We start from the raw sequence: 16,121 nt of genomic DNA on the forward strand, positions 1-16,121 counted from the left end.
TTCCATGGCGCCCGCCAACGCTGAAGACTTGCCCGCGCTGGACCGTTCCGGCGACGTGCCGCTGCACGCCCAGGTGGCGGCATTGCTACGCGGCTACATCCGCACCCGCAAGCTCGGCGCCGGCGCCCTGCTGCCCAGCGAGGCGGCGCTGTGCGAGCACTTCGGCGTGGCCCGCAGCGTGGTGCGGCAGGCCCTCTCGGCCCTGGCCGCCGAAGGCCTGATCCAGCGCGAGGCCGGACGCCCGGCGGTGGTGGCCGCGCCGCGCGAACACCGCCGCCTGGTGCAACGCTCCACCGGCCTGTACGAACAGTTCGCGCAATCGGGCGTGACGCTCAAGACCCGCGTGCTCGATCTCGCGCCCAGCGAGCCGCCCAAGGCCGTGGCCGAGTTCTTCGGCACCCAGGACCTGCTGTTGCTGGAGCGGCTGCGCCACGTCGCCGACGCGCCGCTGGCCTACGTGCGCACCTGGCTGCCCGCCGCCGCCGTGCCCGGGCTGCGCGCCGAGGAACTCACCGACGCTTCGCTGCACGGCGTGCTGACGCGGCGCTTCGGCCTGCATCCCGGCGCGGGACGCAACCAGATCCGCGCGGTGGCGGCGGATGCCGCCCTGGCCGGCCTGCTGCAAGTGCCGGCGGGCACGCCGCTGCTGATGCTGGAAGGCCAGGGCATGGACCAGCACGGCCGCCCGCTGGAGTGGTTCAGCACCTGGCATCGCGCCGAACAACTGGTGTTCGACGTCGACGTCAGCGTCGGCCACGAAAGCGTGCAGCCGCGCCTGCGCGGCACGTCGGGCACCGCCGCGGCCGCCGTCGAACCGGCTGTCGCCGGCCACGATCCTTTGGCGCGCGCCCAGGCGCTGGTGGCAGAGCTTTCCGCCGAACTGGCGCGCCTGCGCGCCGGCAACCACGACTGAGCCCACGCGGCGCGCATCCGGCCGGCGCCGGGCCTGAACGCCCTTTCCAACGGGCGGGAGCCGCACGCGCCCTAGCGCAGCGTCACCGCCGCGTCACGCTCGAACTCCCCATCGGGATCCAGCTCGCGCAAGGCGCGCCGCTCGGCCTCGGTCGGCGGCGGCGTCGGCCCGGCGCCCTCGGCATCGAAATCGAAACCGGTGCGCTCGCGCACTTCCGCCAGGCTGGACTCGGGATGCCAGGATTGCAGCGCCAGCCGGCCGTCGCGCTTGACGAACACCGCGATCGGCGTCGCCACGCCGGCAAAGCCGCCGCCCGCGGTCACGAAATCCAGCTCCCGCACGAACACCCGGCGCGAATGCTCGGTGCGCCAGGTGCAGGTGCGCCGCGCCGTGGGCATCATCACCGCCCCGCCGCCGCCGCCCGGCAGGCGCACCTTGGGCGCATGCCAGTCACCGATGCAGGAGTTGTTGGCGCGGCCGGCGCCGTCGATCTGCGCCGCGCCCAGGAACGCCAGGTCCATGCGGCCGCGCGTGCACAGGTCGTAGAAGTCCTCGTTGGCGAAGATCGAGGCGCTGTGCTCGGCCAGCACCGGATCGGAGCTGGACAGCGGGATGTGCGATGGACGCGGGTCGACCCCGCCCGCCACGTTGATATAGACGTAGTCCCAGTCGTAGGCGCGCTTGGCCAGCAGGCAGGCCAGCATGGGCGGGGTCGAATTGACGCCGCTGAAGGTGATCTCGTCGGGCCGGATGAAGCGCGCCAGATTGGTGACGATGTACGAGAACCCCGACCATTGCTCAGCCATTCGCCGCTCCCGCTTCCGGCGCGGCGGCCAGGTGGGCCGCCAGGTCGCCGTTCTTGTCCATATAGGCCTCGACCGCCGGATAGTCGATGGCATAGTCCGGCCAGCACGAACCCGGCCAGGCCGAGCGCGGCAGCACCGTATAGGCCTGCACCATGAAATACGGCACCAGCGTGGCCTCGGGCTGCGCCTCGAACACGGCGCTGTCCACCCGTTTCTCGGCCACCACCAGCACGCTGCCGGCGGCGCGCGACATGATGCGGTCCCAGTGCGCCGTGCCATGCACCCGCACATTGCCGCGCGCGTCCACTTCCGAGGCCTGGATCACCGCGAAGTCCGGCCGCACCGCCGGGATCACCCAGGTGCGCTCGCCGCTGCCGTAGGGATCCTCCAGGCACTTCCAGCCGTTCAGGGTCGGCAGGGCGCTGCCGTGCAGGCCGCCGCAGGGCTGGAACGGCACGCCGTAGGCGGCGGCCCGCAGGCCCGCCGTCAGGCTGTTGCAGGCATGTTCCTCCAGCTCGACCTCGCCGCGCTCGATGGCCTTGCGATACCACGGCGCCAGGCCGAAATTGCCTTCCATCGCCACGATGCCGGCGCGCACGCGCCGCAGCGCGCCCGCGCGGCACAGAATGTCCACGTCGTAGCCCGGCGACTGCTTGACCAGCTCCAGGTCGCGCCGCCCCTGGCGGATCAGTTCGCGCACGAAGGCGAACGGCCCCCGGTGCAGGAAGCTGCCTCCCAGCGCGATCGACGCGCCGTCCGGCACCAGCGCCGCCAGCTCGGCCAGCGAACACTGCTTGTGCGTTTGATTGAATCCCGAACCCATGCTGCCTCCTCGATTTCCGTCTCGTCGTGCCGGCCGGGCGGGCGGCGTCAGCGCGCCTGCAGGTAGGCCGCCACCCGCGCCTTCAGGCCGGGCTCGGCGGCCGATCGCACCAGCCGCGCCAGGTCGATGTCGGGCTGTTCCGCCGACAGGGCCGCGTACAGCTGCGCGCGGGCGGCGCCGGTCAGGGCGCCGGCGGCCTGGGCGGCCTGGCGCTCGAGGTCGGGCCAGCTGTCCGGCGCCGCCAGGTGGCTGACGAAGCCGTCGCGATGGGCCTGGCCCGCGTCGAATACGCTGGCCTGTTCCAGAATGGCGCGGGCGCGCTCGGCGCCCACCAGCGCGGCGAAGCGGCGCGTGCCCAGCACCAGTCCGAATTTCAGGCCGGGCATGCGGAAGGCCGCGTCGGGCGCGGCCACGCGCCATTTGCAGGCGCCGAACAGATCGACGCCGGCGCCGAAGTTGCGGCCGTGCGCCAACCCCACCGTCAGGCAGGGCGAGGCCGCCACCCGTTGCAGCAGCGTCTCGATGCGCACGAAGCGCAGCAGCAGGTCGCCCTCGCTCTGCGCCTCCCAATCGCCGAAATCGAAACCCGCGCTGAAGTTGCGGCCCTCGCCGCGCAACACGATGACCTCGGCGCCCTGCGCCGGGGCCGCGTCGACCGCCGCGATCAGCGCCTCGACCAGCTCGGCCGACAATGCATTCATCTTCTCCGGACGCGTCAGCGTCAGGACCTGCGCCGGACCGCGCCGCTCGACCCGCAACGCCGCGCTCATGCGCCTTTCCCCTTGCTGCGCAGCGGCCCCAGCACGGCCTCGTTGTGCTCGCCCAGCGCGGGCGGCGGGCGGCGCAGCGCGGTGGTCTGGCCGTCGAAACGCACCGGCAGCCCGAAGGTGCGCGTCCGCACGCCATTGGGCAATTCGAGCGGCTGCACCCAGCCCATGTGCTCGACCTGCGGATCCGCCAACACCTCGGAATAGGTATTGATGGGCGCGCACGGCACGCCGGCCGCGCGAAAGCGCGCCAGCCACGTGAGGGCATCGTCGGCGGCGAAGATCGCTTCCAGGATCTCGCGCAGCGCATCCTGGTTGCGGGCGCGCGCGCTGGTGTCGGTAAAACGGGGATCCGCCAGCAGGTCCTCGCGGCCCACTGTCACGCACACGCCCTTCCACAAGGCGTTGTTGCCCGCAGCCATGCCGAAATAGCCATCCTTGCACCGGAACGCCTGGTAAGGCGCGTTGCGCGGGTGGGCCGAACCGAGCTTGACCGGGTCGCGCCCGCTGCCGAAGAACTCCGAGGTCTGCAACGCCGCGATGCCGAGGGTGGCGCCCAGCATCGGCACGTCGATGTGGGTGCCCTGGCCGCTGGCCTGCGCGGCGCGCAGGGCCGAGGCGATGGCGAAGGCGCCATACAGGCCGGCCGAGAAATCGGCCACCGGCACGCCGCACTTGACCGGTTCGCCGCCAGCCTCGCCGGTCACGCTCATCAGCCCGCTCATGGCCTGGATGGTCAGGTCGAAGCCGCCCTCCTGCGCGCGCGGCCCGGACTGGCCATAGGCCGAGATGGAGCAATACACCAGGCGCGGATTGGCCTCGCGCAATGCCGCATAGCCCAACCCCAGGCGATCCATCACGCCAGGCCGATTGTTCTCGATCAGCACGTCGACGCCGGCGGCCAGCTCGCGCGCCAGCGCCAGGTCGGCCGGATCCTTCAGGTTCAGCGTGACCGAGCGCTTGTTGCGGTTGAGCGAAGCGAAGTTCTCGCTATAGCCCTGGCTCAAGGGCGGCCAGCTGCGCAGCGTGTCGCCCCCTTCCGGGTTTTCCAGCTTGATCACGTCGGCGCCCATGTCCGCCAGCAGCATGCCGCAGAACGGCCCCGCCGCGACGTTGCAGATCTCGAGCACGGTGATGCCGGCCAATGCCGAGCCAGGAGTCATGTCGACCTCTCGTTATACGGAATCAATATATGGGACAAGAAAAAGAATCCAAGCGTGCCGCCTGGGCCGTGTCATCCTGGGGGATGCAGCGGGCCGTCATGCGCCTTGCTTGGCTCTGTTGGCGAACCCCGCTGGCAGGGTGCGATCGCCGCCCAGCATAGCATCGGGCGGAATCCTCGGTAAATCATTAATTGAAATTTGAATCCCAATATTCAGGATTCAGGAACATCCCGTGGCGGACACCGCAGCGCTCATTCGCCCAGGAAGCCGCGCCGGTAGCCCATGCCCCGCGAAATGGCCTGGGCACAGGCGGCCACGTCCGGCGCCAGTTGCTTCATGCGGGCCGCCCCCAGGCGGTCCAGCGGTCCGGAAATGCCAACCGCCGCCACCGGTTGGTCCAGGCTGTTGAACAAGGCCACCGCCAGTCCGCCCACGCCCTCGCGCCACTCGCCGCGATTGATCGCGTAGCCGGCGCGCGCCACCTTGCGCAGTTCATCCTTGAGCAGGGCCATCGACACCAGCGTCGCCGGCGTGTGCCGCGCCAGCTTGTCCGCATAACGCTCGACATAGCCGTCGGCCTGGTACGCCAGCAGCGCCTTGCCGGTGGCCACGGCATAGGCCGGCGCGCGCCCGCCCACCATGGAATAGGCGCGGATCGGCTGCGGACTGTCGATCTTGTCGACGTAGACCACGTCGAAACCATCCAGCACCGACAAGTGCACCGTTTCGCCGGTCTGGTCGGCCAGCGTGCGCATGAACGGCGCGGCCAGCTTGCGCAGGTCCAGCTGGCCGAGCTGGCGCGCCGCCAGCTCGAACAGTCGCACCGCGCCGCGATAGCCGCCGCCATCCTCGTCGCGGATGACATAGCCGGCATGGATCAGGGTTTGCAGCGTGCGATGGGTATTGCTGCGCGTCAGCCCGACCCGGGCCGCCAGCGCATCGATGGTGCGCGGCGGATTATCGACGTCGGTGACCGCCTCCAGCACCATCAGCCCCTTGAGCAGTGTCTTGTCCATTATTCTGGATTTTCCCAATATTTAGGACGCGAACATAGCACGCCGCAAGCGCGGCGAACAGGCTTGGCCGCGCCAGGCTGGCCGCGTAAAGCCGGCCCGCGCCACACGGCGACCGGGCGCGGCCGCGCCTCAGGCGGCCGGGGCCGGCAGCGCCGCGCGCACGGCGGCCGAACGGTCCCACAGGTTCGGCACGCTGGCCGCCGAATAGCCCGACACGAACGGCTTGGCCTGCCCCGTGGCGGGGTCGTAGACATGGCGCGACACGGCGCCGATATTGCCGCCATACATGTGCACGCTGATCGACACCTTGTCTTCGAACGCGTTGGACACGCGATGGATGTCGCCCTCTTGCGGCGACAGGCGCTCGACGTCGCCGGGGCGCAGAGTCTCGGGCGCGCCGCGCGCCACCAGCCGGCCGTCGGCCTCGCGCGCATAGCGCTGGTTCACTTCCGCGCCGCGCAGCATCCCGACGTATCCCCAAACCTCGTGGTCATGCACGGGCGTCAGTTGTCCCGGCCCCCAGACAAAACTGACGATCGAAAAACGCTCCAGCGGATCGCAATGCAACAGGTATTGCTGGTAATACTGCGGATGCGGCACGGTACAGGCCTCGGGCAGCCAATCGTCATGGGCGATCAATGCGGCGAACGCGGCCTGCAGCTCGGGCGACTGCGCCAGCCCGGCGGGCGTGGCCAGGCGGGTCGCGGTGGCGATGAAATGGCGCAGACGGTCCAGGCCGGCGGGGGCTTCGGGCATTGCATGTCTCCGGATCGGGCACGGTCCGGAACGGGCCATGCCAGTGAATATCCCAATTGGGCTTTCCAGTATCCACGATTCGGGACGCTTGCCGCAACGGCCGCCGGCGCGCGCCGCGCTTGACAGCCCCGGGGCCGCGCGTGCAGCGTATCGGACTTGCTCATTACCGGCCTTACGGCATGGATACCCTGACTCCTTCCATCCCGCCCGCGCTGCCCGACGCCCTGGCGCGGGCGCGGCGCGTGGTCGTCTTCACCGGCGCCGGCGTATCCGCCGAAAGCGGCATCAGCACTTTCCGCGATCCGCTGACCGGCCTGTGGTCGCGCTTCGATGCGCGAGCCCTGGCCACGCCGGAGGCCTTCGCGGCGCAGCCAGACCTGGTATGGGGCTGGTACGAATGGCGCCGCGCCCACGTCGCGCGCGCCGAACCCAATGCGGCCCACCGCGCCATCGCCGCCCTGGCGCGGCGCGTTCCCGGCCTGGCGCTGATCACGCAAAACGTCGACAACCTGCACGAGCGCGCCGGCAGCGACAACGTGATCCATCTGCACGGCAGCCTGCACGCGCCGCGCTGCAGCGCCTGCGGCCAGGCCGCGGCGTTCGCCTCCCCGCCGCAGGCCGAACCCGCCGAAGGCCGCGCCATCGCGCCACCGGCCTGCGTCCATTGCGGCGCGCCGATACGCCCCGGCGTCGTCTGGTTCGGCGAAAGCCTGCCGGCCAGCGCCTGGCAACAGGCACTCGACGCCGCCGGCGACTGCGACCTGTTCCTGAGCATCGGCACCTCGGCGCTGGTCTATCCCGCGGCCGAATTGCCGTTGCGCGCCTTGCGCGCCGGCGCCACCGTGGCGCAGGTCAACCCCGCCGCCACGCCGCTCGATGCGCACGCCCACTTCAACCTGCGCGGCGCGGCCGCCGAGGTCATGCCTCGCCTGCTGGCGGCGGCCGGCTTCTGACGCAAGCGCCGTCCGCGCCGACGGCGCCCGCGCGGCCAGCCCGCCCTGTTGCGCCCCCGCTCACCATTTGCAGCCATCCCCGCGCAACGCGTCGGCCAGCAACAGCGGCGCCGCCAGCAATCCCATGTGCGCATGCGCCTCCCGGCAAGGCGGCCGCGCGCTTTGCGCGATGCCCCTGGCCAACGCCGACGGTTCCGCCGCCGCCTTGGGCGCGAGGTTCACGCGAGGCTCGCCGCGCGCATGCGGCGCGCCCTGCGCCGCGGCATCCTCGGCGCGCCAGCGGAAATCTCGCGCGGGCGCGACGGACGGCGCGGACGGCAATGTGGCGGACGATCCCGGCGATATTGCCGGCATGGCGGTGGTTGGCCGCGGCGGCGGCGCCGGCGTCGACGTGGCGCCAGGCCTTGCCCGCGGCCCGGCCGATCGCGCCGCGCCGGACGACGGCACGACGGGCGCGGCGGCAGGCGGCGCCGACATGGACGATGCCGGCGATGCTCGCGCCGCTGGCGGCGCGGACAATCCGGGCCCGGCCGACGACGCCGGCGCGGACGAACGCGCCGGCGCACTGGCCAACGACGGTGACAGCAGGTCCACGAAAAGCGCGTCCCGACGCGCGAGCGGCGGCGGCCCCTGCGGCGCGGGCGCGCGCCAGGCCAACCAGGCCAGCGCCACGTGCAGGGCGCAAGACAGCCCCGCCGCCCACCACGCGATGGCGCGGCGTCGCCCCACGGTCGGCGGCATCCGCGCGGCGCCCGCCCCGAAAGAAAGCATCACGACGATTCCAGCATCGAATGCGCCATTCTGCGGTTTCGCGCGGTGCCAAAGCCGGTGCTGGCGTGAAGATTTGTGAAGATGTTCGGGGGCGAACAGGACTACCATCAACGTATGTCCGCGATGCAGGGGAAACCCCAAATCTCATCGCGCACGCAGAGGGATACAGTGGTAGCAAGCCATTGCAGGCATGGAGATCATCATTCCGTTTTCCTGGAGACTTCCCGACGTGTTCGTGCGTTCGCCCGACGGTGTGCTGCATCGGGTGGTGCGCCACGCCACGACCACGGAAACCATCGCCAAACTTGAGAGCATTCCCAGCAATACCCACCTGGATTGCGAATGCATGCTCGACAACGGCGAAGCGCTGTCCTGGGTCGGCGGAAACCTGTACCGCCAGGTCAACGGAGGAACGATCTTCACCGCCGAACCCGGCTCCGCGCCCCCCGTGGCGGATGCCCGCAAGAACGCCAAGGCCCGCAACACCCTGCGTGACGCCTACCGCCCCCAGCCCGCGCGCCATCCGCCCGCGGTTTCGAAAAACGTCGTACCATCAGCTGTAGCAAGTCTAAAAACCGGCAACGATTGGAGCCTGATACGCGCCTGGCGCGAGCACCTGAACATCAGCACCGCTGACATGGCTGCCCGCCTGGGAGTGGATCACTCCATCTACATCGAATTGGAACGGCCTCGCCCGCGGCCCCGCCAGATCATCCTGGACCGCATTTCGGAAGCCCTGGGAGTCTCGCCCGACCAGCTCGATGATGCATCGTTAGGAGGACACTTTCATTGACGCCGGGCCCTCGCGGCCCGACCCGGTGGACGTGTTCGAACAACTTTGGCGCCGCGCTGAGAACGGCCCGCGCATGAGAGGTATCCAAAATGCTCGGTACCGCAAGACGATTGACCGATGTCCTGGCCACGGCCCCCGACGGCACGCTGTATCGTATCGAACGATTCGTGTCGGACCCTGACGCCTATTCCGCGCTGGGCACATCCCGCTTCGATCCCCGGACGCACTGCGTCTGCCGCACCAGTTCCGGCGAGAAGGTCGCCTGGCTGGGCGGCCAGGCCTACCAACTGCTCAAGAACGGCCTGAACCTGACGGCGGTGGACCGACGACGTGGCTGACGCCCCTCACCCCCGCCCCGCCTTCCCCGCGAACCGCGCCACGACGAAGTCCACGAACGTCGTGAGCTTGGGCAACGCCTGCCTGTCTTTCGGATACAGCAGCGTGACCGGCCGCGCCGCCGGCCAGTAGGGCCGCAGGATCGGCGCCAGCCGGCCGGCGCGCACGTCTTCGGCCAGCAACAACTCGGGCTGCAGCACGATGCCGAAGCCGGCCAGTGCCGCCTGCCTGAGCGCCTGGCCATTGTTGGCGATAAAACGGCTGGCCGGCGGATAGTCGGCCTGCGCGCCCTCGCCGTCGCCATCGCCTTCGCCCAGGCGCCAGCCGGTGCGGCGGCTCCAATGCGAGAAATCCAGGCACTGGTGGCGGGCCAGGTCGGCCGGCGTCTCGGGCGTGCCATGGCGCGCGAGATAGGTCGGCGCCGCGCAGATGATCATCTGATAGCTGCCGATGCGGCGCGCGACCAGGCTGGAGTCGCGCGGCTCGCCGATGCGCACCGCCAGGTCGTAACGCGAGGCCACCAGGTCTTCGACCACGTCGCTCAGCGCCAGCTCCACGCTCACGTCCGGATAGCGGTCGAGGTAGTCGGCAATTGCCGGCGCCAGCGCGAACGAGCCGAATGAGACCGTCGACGTGATGCGCAGGGTGCCGCGCGGCGCCACCCGCAGCGCCTCGGCGCCCTGTTCGGCTTCGCGGATGTCCGCCAGGATCGTCTTGCAGCGCGTGTAGTAGGCCTGGCCCGCCTCGGTCAGGCTCTGGCGCCGCGTGGTGCGGTTCATCAACCGCAGCCCCAGCCGCGCCTCCAGGCCCTTGATGTGCTTGGCCGCCATGGCCGCCGACATCTCGTGGCGCGCGGCCGCCGCCGTCAAGCTTCCCAGCTCGACCACCGCCACAAAGATCTCCATGCTGAGCAGACGATCCATGAATTACGCACCCTGGGTATGAAGTGTTCCAACCATTCCTGGATTTTTCCACAGGAATGGAAACCGCAGAATGCTTTCATGCGCGGGCGCCCCGTCCGCGCCCCAAAATGAACAGCGGAACTCCCCATGAAGATCCTTCTTATCGGCGCCAGCGGCACCATCGGCCGCGCCGTGGCCCACGAACTCGGCCAGCGCCACGACATCATCGCCGTCGGCAAGACCCAGGGCCAGCACCAGGTCGATATCACCCGCAGTGACAGCATCCGCGCCCTGTTCGAGCGCGTCGGCAAGGTCGACGCCATCGTCTCCACCGCAGGCGCCCTGCATTTCGGTCCGCTGGCGCAGATGACCGCCGAGCAATTCAGGATCGGCCTGCACGACAAGCTGCTGGGCCAGGTCGACCTGGCGCTCATCGGCCAGCATTATCTCAACCAGGGCGGCTCGATCACCCTGACCAGCGGCATCGTCAGCGACGAACCGATACCCTTCGGCGCCAACGCCTCCGCCGTCAACTCGGCCATCGACGGCTTCGTGCGCGGCGCCGCCGTGGAACTGCGGGACGCGCGCATCAATTCGGTCAGCCCGACCGTGCTGCGCGAATCCTGGGACAGCTACGGCCCCTACTTCCCGGGTTTTGAAGCCGCCCCCGCGGCGCGCGTGGCGCTGGCCTACAGCCGCAGCGTGGAGGGCGCGCAGACCGGCCGCGTGTACCGCGTCTGGTGACTCCCGCCTCGCTCGCCCCTCACCCGGCCAGGTCGCGGTTATAGGTCAGGAATACCCGGTCCCGTTCCCATCCCAGCGATTCGTACAGCGCCTGGGCCGGCAGATTGGTGCGGGCGGTGGTCAGGTCCATGCGCGCAGCGCCGGCCGCGCGCGCATGCGCCTCGGCCCGTTGCAACAGGGCGCGCCCGACGCCGCGCGTGCGCGCCGCCGGCGTCACGAACAGGTCGTACAGCACGAGGATCGGCGCGGCCAGCACCGAGCAGAACGAGGGGTAGAGCTGGCAGAAGCCCAGCACCGCGCCATCCTCGGCGTCCGTGGCCAGCAGGATCACCGATTCGGCCCGCTCCAGGCGCGCCCGCACAAACGCCAGCGCGGCCCCGGGATCAGCCGGCTGCGCGTAGAACTGGCGGTAGGCGTCGAACAGCGGTGCGACGCGGGGCGCATCGGCCATGTCGGCGAGTCGGATATCGATGGCATTCATGATCGCGGCGCAAAGGGCCGACTGTACACTCGACCCGATTCCGGGAGAACCCCTCATGCGCCGTCTCGTCATCCTCGCCAGCCTGGCCGCCGCCGTCTCGGCCAGCGCCTGTTCATCGCAACGCGCCTACGACGCCGGACAGGCCTGGCAACGCAATGAATGCGGCAAGATCCCCGACATGCAGGAACGCCAGCGCTGCATGAACGCGGCCTCGACCTCCTACGACGACTATCGGCGCCAGCGCCAGGACATCCAGAAGTAAGCGGCGTTCCGACCCGGCCGTCAACATCGCCATTCCGGTTCGCGTGCGCTGCCGACCGTGCGCACCGGCCGCGCAAACGAAAACGGCCTGGCGAAAATCGCCAGGCCGTTGCCAGAATGCTTGATGCGCTGCCGCCAGCCGCCGCGGCCAACCCGATGTCAGCCGCCCTTGTTGCCGCCCTTAATGGCCGCCCTTATTGCCGCTTTTCTTGCCAGCGTTGTCTTGCGGACCGTGCGTGCCAGCGTTGCCTGGTCGATGTCGTCTTGCCGGCGTTGTATTGCCGACATTATTGTCGCCAAGCGGCGCCGACGGATCGGCGCACTTCGAATGAGGTGGCGCGCCCGGCAGGATTCGAACCTACGACCCCCTGGTTCGTAGCCAGGTACTCTATCCAGCTGAGCTACGGGCGCGCTAAAGAGGCGTGTTTATAGCATGAAGCCGGGCGGGTCCGCAAATCGAAGCGCCGCCATGCCCGCACGCCCTTGCGCCGGATCAAATCCCGCGCCCGCATCGCGCGCTACGCTGAATGCGATACAGCCGGCGCAGTGACAGCGGTACGCCGCCACGCGGCGCGCGGCATACCCTGAAACGGCGCCCGCGCAGTCCCATGACGCACCTTCCAAGATGCTCGCGCGCGCCCTGGAGGCAACGGCATGGCCAAGAAGTTTCCCCTGCATCCGAAGCACCCCGAACGCATCTGCTGGGGCTGCGACCGCTACTGTCCCACCGACGCGCTGGCCTGTGGCAACGGCTCGGATCGCACCATGCACCCGGCGGAATTGTTGGGCGACGATTGGCATACCGTGGGCAACTGGGGCCTGGATGACGACGAAGACAAAGGGGCCGGCGCCGGAACCGGCGCGGCGGCAACGCATGGAGCCACGATGCGCTGAGGTGTCGGATCCGGGCGCCGTGCGCGAAGGCGGCGGCCAAAGCATGCCCCCGATCGGCGGGCAACGCATCCCCTCGGCATTCCGGATTCAGCATTCCGGATTCAGCATTCCGGATTCGGCATTCCGGGTCTGACATTCCGGGTCCGACATTCCGGGCCTGACATTCAGGGGCCAACATTTGGCCATGCCTCGGCGCCGCGGCGCGGATGGCGAAAGCCTGCGCCCCGCGCACCCGGTAAACACCTCAAGAATCCGCAAAACGGATCCGCACACCGCTTCCGCAAGCCGCGGTGCAACGAGCGGGTGCAACGAGCGGATGCAACGAGCGGATGCAACGAGCGGATGCAACGAGCGGGTGCAATGAGCGGATGCGACGAGCGGGTGCAATGAATGGGTGCAACAAATCTGGCGCAACATCCGAACCGACCAAACAAAAAGGCCTTCGATCCGAGATCAAAGGCCTTTCCATTTGTACTGCTTGCAACGATGCCGCGCATCGTTTTTTACCAAGCCAATCACCTGATCATCATCAAGCAAATTGGCGCGCCCGGCAGGATTCGAACCTACGACCCCCTGGTTCGTAGCCAGGTACTCTATCCAGCTGAGCTACGGGCGCTCCGGTAAAGAGGCAAGATTATATCAGAATAATTTTGCCGCGGCACTGCACTTGCCTTCTCTTTTTTCCCGTTATCGATTCTTTTCGTACTGATCACCGACCAGCCGCGAGCAAAACCACAAGGAAAATCATTGGCGCGCCCGGCAGGATTCGAACCTACGACCCCCTGGTTCGTAGCCAGGTACTCTATCCAGCTGAGCTACGGGCGCGCGAAAAAGCAAGCCTTGAATCATAGCGTTGTTTCGCAAACCGCGCAAGTCGGCTGCCCCCCCATTCAGTCAGCTCGGCCCCCTGTCAATGGCATTGCCAACGCCTCTCATTATCATCGCCCTCACGGCGCACAAAGACTGCCGCGGTCACGGGGAATCGACGGCCGCTAGACCGCGACGCCCAGCATGCGCAGATAGGCGTCGGCGACGCCGCGCGCGAACGCCGTGGAGTCCGAAAGTTTCGACAGGATCGCGTCGTCGGTCGCGCAGTGCACGCCGGCGTAGATCAGCAACGCCATCATGCGCGGATTGTCGACCCGCCAGGCGCCGGCCGCGGCGCCGGCCCGCAGGATGCCCTGCAATTGCCGGATCACCTCGTTCTCGGTATGGCCCTCGCGCGCATGATGATGTGGATGGGTGAAAACGATGTCGTGCACGCGGTAGGTCCGCAGGTACGTCGCCACATTGGCCTGGACCCAGGCGCGCAGGCGTCCCACCCAATCGTCCTTGGGACACGCATCAACCGCGCGTTCCAGTTGTTCGACGAACTCACGCACGTAGCGCTCGCCCAGCGCCGCCAGCATTTCCTGCTTGGACGGAAAGTACACGTAGAACGTGCCCTTGGCCACGCCAGCCGCTTCCGTGATGTCGCTGATGGTCGTGGCGTCGACGCCTTTCTCCAGGAACAGCGCCTGCGCGGCGCCCATCAACTCGTCCAGGCGCACCTCGGGCGGCTTGGTGCGGGACGTGGCCGCCTTGCGCGCGGATTCGGTTGCGGGGTTGTCGGTCATTGCTTTCACTCGGATTTCACCCAGGGCACCAGTCTAAGGGAATTTTGCGCGGGCCCGCCCGGCGTACAGCTTTCTGACAGCGGATGGTCACACCGATAGCACGTTGCCTCTCTAGCCTGACGCGTCGTGAATGCCGGCTGTCATCCGGCGACTCCGCGGCGCAATGACAGGGCGCCGCCCCTTTCGCAAGGTCTCTCACCATGTCTGAAAAAGAAAAAGGCGCGATCGCGCAGGAAGCCGCGACGCCCGCGACCACCGAACCCAGGAATACCGATGCGCCCGTGCGCGCCACCCGCCGCGGCTTCCTGACGGGCATCGCCGCGCTGGGAGCCAGTGCGGCCGCCCTGGGCGCGCTGGCCGGCTGTTCCAGCGACGACGGCGACGATGACACGCCGCCCGCCACGCCGCCCACGCAACCCCCGGCGCCGGATCTCACCACGCAGCTGCGCAACCACGTCAAGACCGTGGTGGTGATCTTCGCCGAGAACCGCAGTTTCAATAATCTGTTCGCCAACTTTCCCGGCGTGGAAAAGCCGCTGTCGGCCCTCACCGCCGCCGACTACACGCAGAAGGATCGCGACGGCACTACCTTGTCGGTACTGCCGCCGGTGTGGGGCGGCATGGTGCCCACCTCGCAACAGGCCAACCACGTCACTTATCAGGTGGCCGAGAACGCGCCCTACATGAACAACCTGCCCAACGCGCCGTTCGACCTGCGCGGACCGCAGGGCGAGCCGTTGCCGCAAGGGGTGGTCACGCGCGACCTGTGGCACGTGTTCTATCAGAACCAGATGCAGATCAACGGCGGCAAGAACGACCGCTTCGTCGCCTGGGCCGACTCCGGCGCGCTGGTGATGGGCCGCTACAGCGACTCCGCCTACAACCTGCGCCTGTGGAAGCTGGCCGAGGAATTCGTGCTGTGCGACAACTTCTTCCAGGGCGCGTTCGGGGGCTCGTTCCTGAACCACCAATACCTGGTCGCGGCCAGGCCGCCTTTTTACCCGGACCTGGCCAACGCGTCGATCAACGTCCGCGGACAGATCGCACAATTGCAAAGCGCCGACCCGGCCGACCCCAACCTGCAACCCAAGGCCACCTCGCCGGCCAGCGCCCTGACCGGCGCGCCGCAGTTCGGCGCCAGCGCGCTGACGCCGGACGGCTTTGGCGTGAACACCATGGGCCCGCCGTACTGGCCCGCATTCTCGCGCGATGCCGCCAACCCCACCCAGGCCGACCCGGCCTCGGTCTTCATGGTGCCGCAGACCCACGCCAACATCGGCGACCTCATGAGCGCCAAGGGCCTGGACTGGGCCTGGTACGCGGGCGGCTGGCAGGCCGCGGTGGATTCGACGGCCAACAGCGGCTTTCCGTCGTCGCCCAATTTCCAGGCGCACCACCAGCCCTTCAACTATTTCCAGAGCACCGGCCCCGGCACCGCCGCGCGCGCCGCGCACCTGCGCGACGGCGGCCTGGGCGACCTGTCGTCGACCAATACGTTCCTGGCCGACGCCGAAGCCGGCAAGCTGCCGCCGCTGACGTTCTACAAGCCACAGGGCAACCTCAACATGCACGCGGGCTACGCCGACGTGGATTCGGGCGACCGTCACATCGCCCACATCGTCGACAGCCTGCGCAAGAGCGCGCAGTGGCAGAACATGGTGGTGGTGATCACCGTGGATGAAAACGGCGGCTGGTGGGACCACGTGGCGCCGCCCAAGGGCGACCGCTGGGGCCCTGGCACGCGCATCCCCACGCTGGTGGTGTCGCCCTTCGCCAAAAAAGGCACCGTCGACCACACCGTCTACGATACCGGTTCGATCCTGCGCCTCATCACGCGCGTGTTCGACCTGCCGACCCTGGACGGCCTGAAGACCCGCGACGACGCGATGAAGGCGCGCGGCCAGCAGCCCATGGGCGACCTGACCAACGCGCTGTCCTTCCCCGCCTGAGTCCACGCGCGGCCCACGTCGGCGCGGGCCGCGCCCTTTCCCCGGTATCGCGCAGCCGTTTGCCGCCAAGGCGGCGACGGCGGATCGGCCCTTGTCGCGCGCCGCCCCGGCATGGGGCCGCATGCCGGGATTCCTCCCAAGGCGTCCGGACCGGGCGCGAACCGCCGCGACATGCGA

General features: G+C 68.8%; 18 protein-coding genes and 3 tRNA genes. 9 read left to right on the forward strand and 12 right to left on the reverse strand.

Translation table 11 applies throughout. The features are described from left to right. Window positions 1–4: 4 nt before the first annotated feature. Window positions 5–913 carry a GntR family transcriptional regulator gene (locus ABFG95_RS05440; protein WP_348995547.1) on the forward strand — a complete coding sequence of 303 codons (909 nt, stop codon included), beginning with the start codon at window positions 5–7 and terminating at the stop codon, window positions 911–913. A gap of 71 nt (window positions 914–984) precedes the next feature. On the opposite strand, the gene ABFG95_RS05445 is transcribed toward ABFG95_RS05440, so the two are convergent. From ABFG95_RS05445 to ABFG95_RS05470, 6 genes are all read right to left on the reverse strand, one after another. Then, on the reverse strand, window positions 985–1,719 hold the full coding sequence (locus tag ABFG95_RS05445) for a CoA-transferase (RefSeq protein ID WP_054503082.1): 735 nt from the start codon (window positions 1,717–1,719) through the stop codon (window positions 985–987). Next, window positions 1,712–2,542: a CoA transferase gene (locus tag ABFG95_RS05450; protein WP_049072945.1), complete on the reverse strand. Its 831-nt coding sequence runs from the start codon at window positions 2,540–2,542 to the stop codon at window positions 1,712–1,714. The genes ABFG95_RS05445 and ABFG95_RS05450 overlap by 8 nt, the downstream gene beginning before the upstream one ends. A gap of 47 nt (window positions 2,543–2,589) precedes the next feature. Beyond that, complete coding sequence (locus ABFG95_RS05455; protein WP_068952816.1) at window positions 2,590–3,312, reverse strand: enoyl-CoA hydratase/isomerase family protein; 723 nt, start codon at window positions 3,310–3,312, stop codon at window positions 2,590–2,592. Continuing rightward, complete coding sequence (locus ABFG95_RS05460; RefSeq protein WP_348995548.1) at window positions 3,309–4,472, reverse strand: CoA transferase; 1,164 nt, start codon at window positions 4,470–4,472, stop codon at window positions 3,309–3,311. Before ABFG95_RS05460 ends, ABFG95_RS05455 begins: the two co-directional genes overlap by 4 nt. Before the next feature lie 251 nt (window positions 4,473–4,723). Then, complete coding sequence (locus ABFG95_RS05465) at window positions 4,724–5,488, reverse strand: IclR family transcriptional regulator (protein WP_054417258.1); 765 nt, start codon at window positions 5,486–5,488, stop codon at window positions 4,724–4,726. A gap of 129 nt (window positions 5,489–5,617) precedes the next feature. Further along, window positions 5,618–6,244: a cysteine dioxygenase gene (locus tag ABFG95_RS05470; protein WP_348995549.1), complete on the reverse strand. Its 627-nt coding sequence runs from the start codon at window positions 6,242–6,244 to the stop codon at window positions 5,618–5,620. A 179-nt stretch (window positions 6,245–6,423) separates the two neighbouring features. Here ABFG95_RS05470 and ABFG95_RS05475 point away from each other — a divergent pair, with 179 nt between their 5' ends. From ABFG95_RS05475 to ABFG95_RS05490, 4 genes are all read left to right on the forward strand, one after another. Beyond that, window positions 6,424–7,197 (forward strand): NAD-dependent deacylase, encoded by a 774-nt coding sequence (locus tag ABFG95_RS05475; protein WP_348995550.1) that lies wholly within the window; start codon window positions 6,424–6,426, stop codon window positions 7,195–7,197. Between the two features lie 169 nt (window positions 7,198–7,366). Beyond that, a complete protein-coding gene (locus ABFG95_RS05480; RefSeq protein ID WP_348995551.1) occupies window positions 7,367–8,047 on the forward strand; it encodes a hypothetical protein in 681 nt (226 codons plus the stop codon). A gap of 111 nt (window positions 8,048–8,158) precedes the next feature. Then, window positions 8,159–8,761, forward strand: coding sequence for a helix-turn-helix transcriptional regulator (locus tag ABFG95_RS05485; protein ID WP_049072937.1), 603 nt, complete (start codon window positions 8,159–8,161; stop codon window positions 8,759–8,761). Between the two features lie 89 nt (window positions 8,762–8,850). After that, window positions 8,851–9,099 (forward strand): hypothetical protein, encoded by a 249-nt coding sequence (locus ABFG95_RS05490; RefSeq protein ID WP_171905026.1) that lies wholly within the window; start codon window positions 8,851–8,853, stop codon window positions 9,097–9,099. Window positions 9,100–9,105: 6 nt separating this feature from the next. On the opposite strand, the gene ABFG95_RS05495 is transcribed toward ABFG95_RS05490, so the two are convergent. Continuing rightward, window positions 9,106–10,020: a LysR family transcriptional regulator gene (locus tag ABFG95_RS05495; protein WP_054417252.1), complete on the reverse strand. Its 915-nt coding sequence runs from the start codon at window positions 10,018–10,020 to the stop codon at window positions 9,106–9,108. A 126-nt stretch (window positions 10,021–10,146) separates the two neighbouring features. Between ABFG95_RS05495 and ABFG95_RS05500 the strand changes: the two genes are divergently transcribed. Then, a complete protein-coding gene (locus ABFG95_RS05500) occupies window positions 10,147–10,743 on the forward strand; it encodes a short chain dehydrogenase (RefSeq protein ID WP_049072934.1) in 597 nt (198 codons plus the stop codon). A 19-nt stretch (window positions 10,744–10,762) separates the two neighbouring features. Here the strand turns inward: ABFG95_RS05500 and ABFG95_RS05505 are convergent, their stop codons facing one another. Continuing rightward, window positions 10,763–11,224, reverse strand: a complete 462-nt coding sequence (locus ABFG95_RS05505; RefSeq protein WP_100502693.1) for a GNAT family N-acetyltransferase — start codon at window positions 11,222–11,224, stop codon at window positions 10,763–10,765. 55 nt (window positions 11,225–11,279) lie between these two features. Here ABFG95_RS05505 and ABFG95_RS05510 point away from each other — a divergent pair, with 55 nt between their 5' ends. After that, on the forward strand, window positions 11,280–11,486 hold the full coding sequence (locus ABFG95_RS05510; protein WP_348995552.1) for a hypothetical protein: 207 nt from the start codon (window positions 11,280–11,282) through the stop codon (window positions 11,484–11,486). Between the two features lie 333 nt (window positions 11,487–11,819). Here the strand turns inward: ABFG95_RS05510 and ABFG95_RS05515 are convergent. Then, a tRNA-Arg gene (locus tag ABFG95_RS05515) sits at window positions 11,820–11,896 on the reverse strand. A gap of 243 nt (window positions 11,897–12,139) precedes the next feature. Here ABFG95_RS05515 and ABFG95_RS05520 point away from each other — a divergent pair. Beyond that, entirely contained in the window at window positions 12,140–12,379 is a 240-nt protein-coding gene (locus ABFG95_RS05520) for a DUF3079 domain-containing protein (protein ID WP_348995553.1), read from the forward strand. Window positions 12,380–12,918: 539 nt separating this feature from the next. Here the strand turns inward: ABFG95_RS05520 and ABFG95_RS05525 are convergent. The 3 genes from ABFG95_RS05525 to ABFG95_RS05535 form a co-directional block, all read right to left on the reverse strand. Beyond that, window positions 12,919–12,995: transfer RNA gene (locus tag ABFG95_RS05525), tRNA-Arg, on the reverse strand. Between the two features lie 132 nt (window positions 12,996–13,127). After that, window positions 13,128–13,204 (reverse strand) — tRNA-Arg (locus ABFG95_RS05530). Window positions 13,205–13,371: 167 nt separating this feature from the next. Beyond that, window positions 13,372–13,995, reverse strand: coding sequence for a TetR/AcrR family transcriptional regulator (locus tag ABFG95_RS05535; protein ID WP_175147096.1), 624 nt, complete (start codon window positions 13,993–13,995; stop codon window positions 13,372–13,374). A gap of 200 nt (window positions 13,996–14,195) precedes the next feature. Here ABFG95_RS05535 and acpA point away from each other — a divergent pair, with 200 nt between their 5' ends. Further along, on the forward strand, window positions 14,196–15,944 hold the full coding sequence (gene acpA / locus ABFG95_RS05540) for an acid phosphatase (protein WP_217482433.1): 1,749 nt from the start codon (window positions 14,196–14,198) through the stop codon (window positions 15,942–15,944). Window positions 15,945–16,121: the final 177 nt, after the last annotated feature.

Source organism: Achromobacter sp. HNDS-1 (assembly GCF_040084795.1).
GTDB lineage: Bacteria > Pseudomonadota > Gammaproteobacteria > Burkholderiales > Burkholderiaceae_B > Achromobacter > Achromobacter ruhlandii.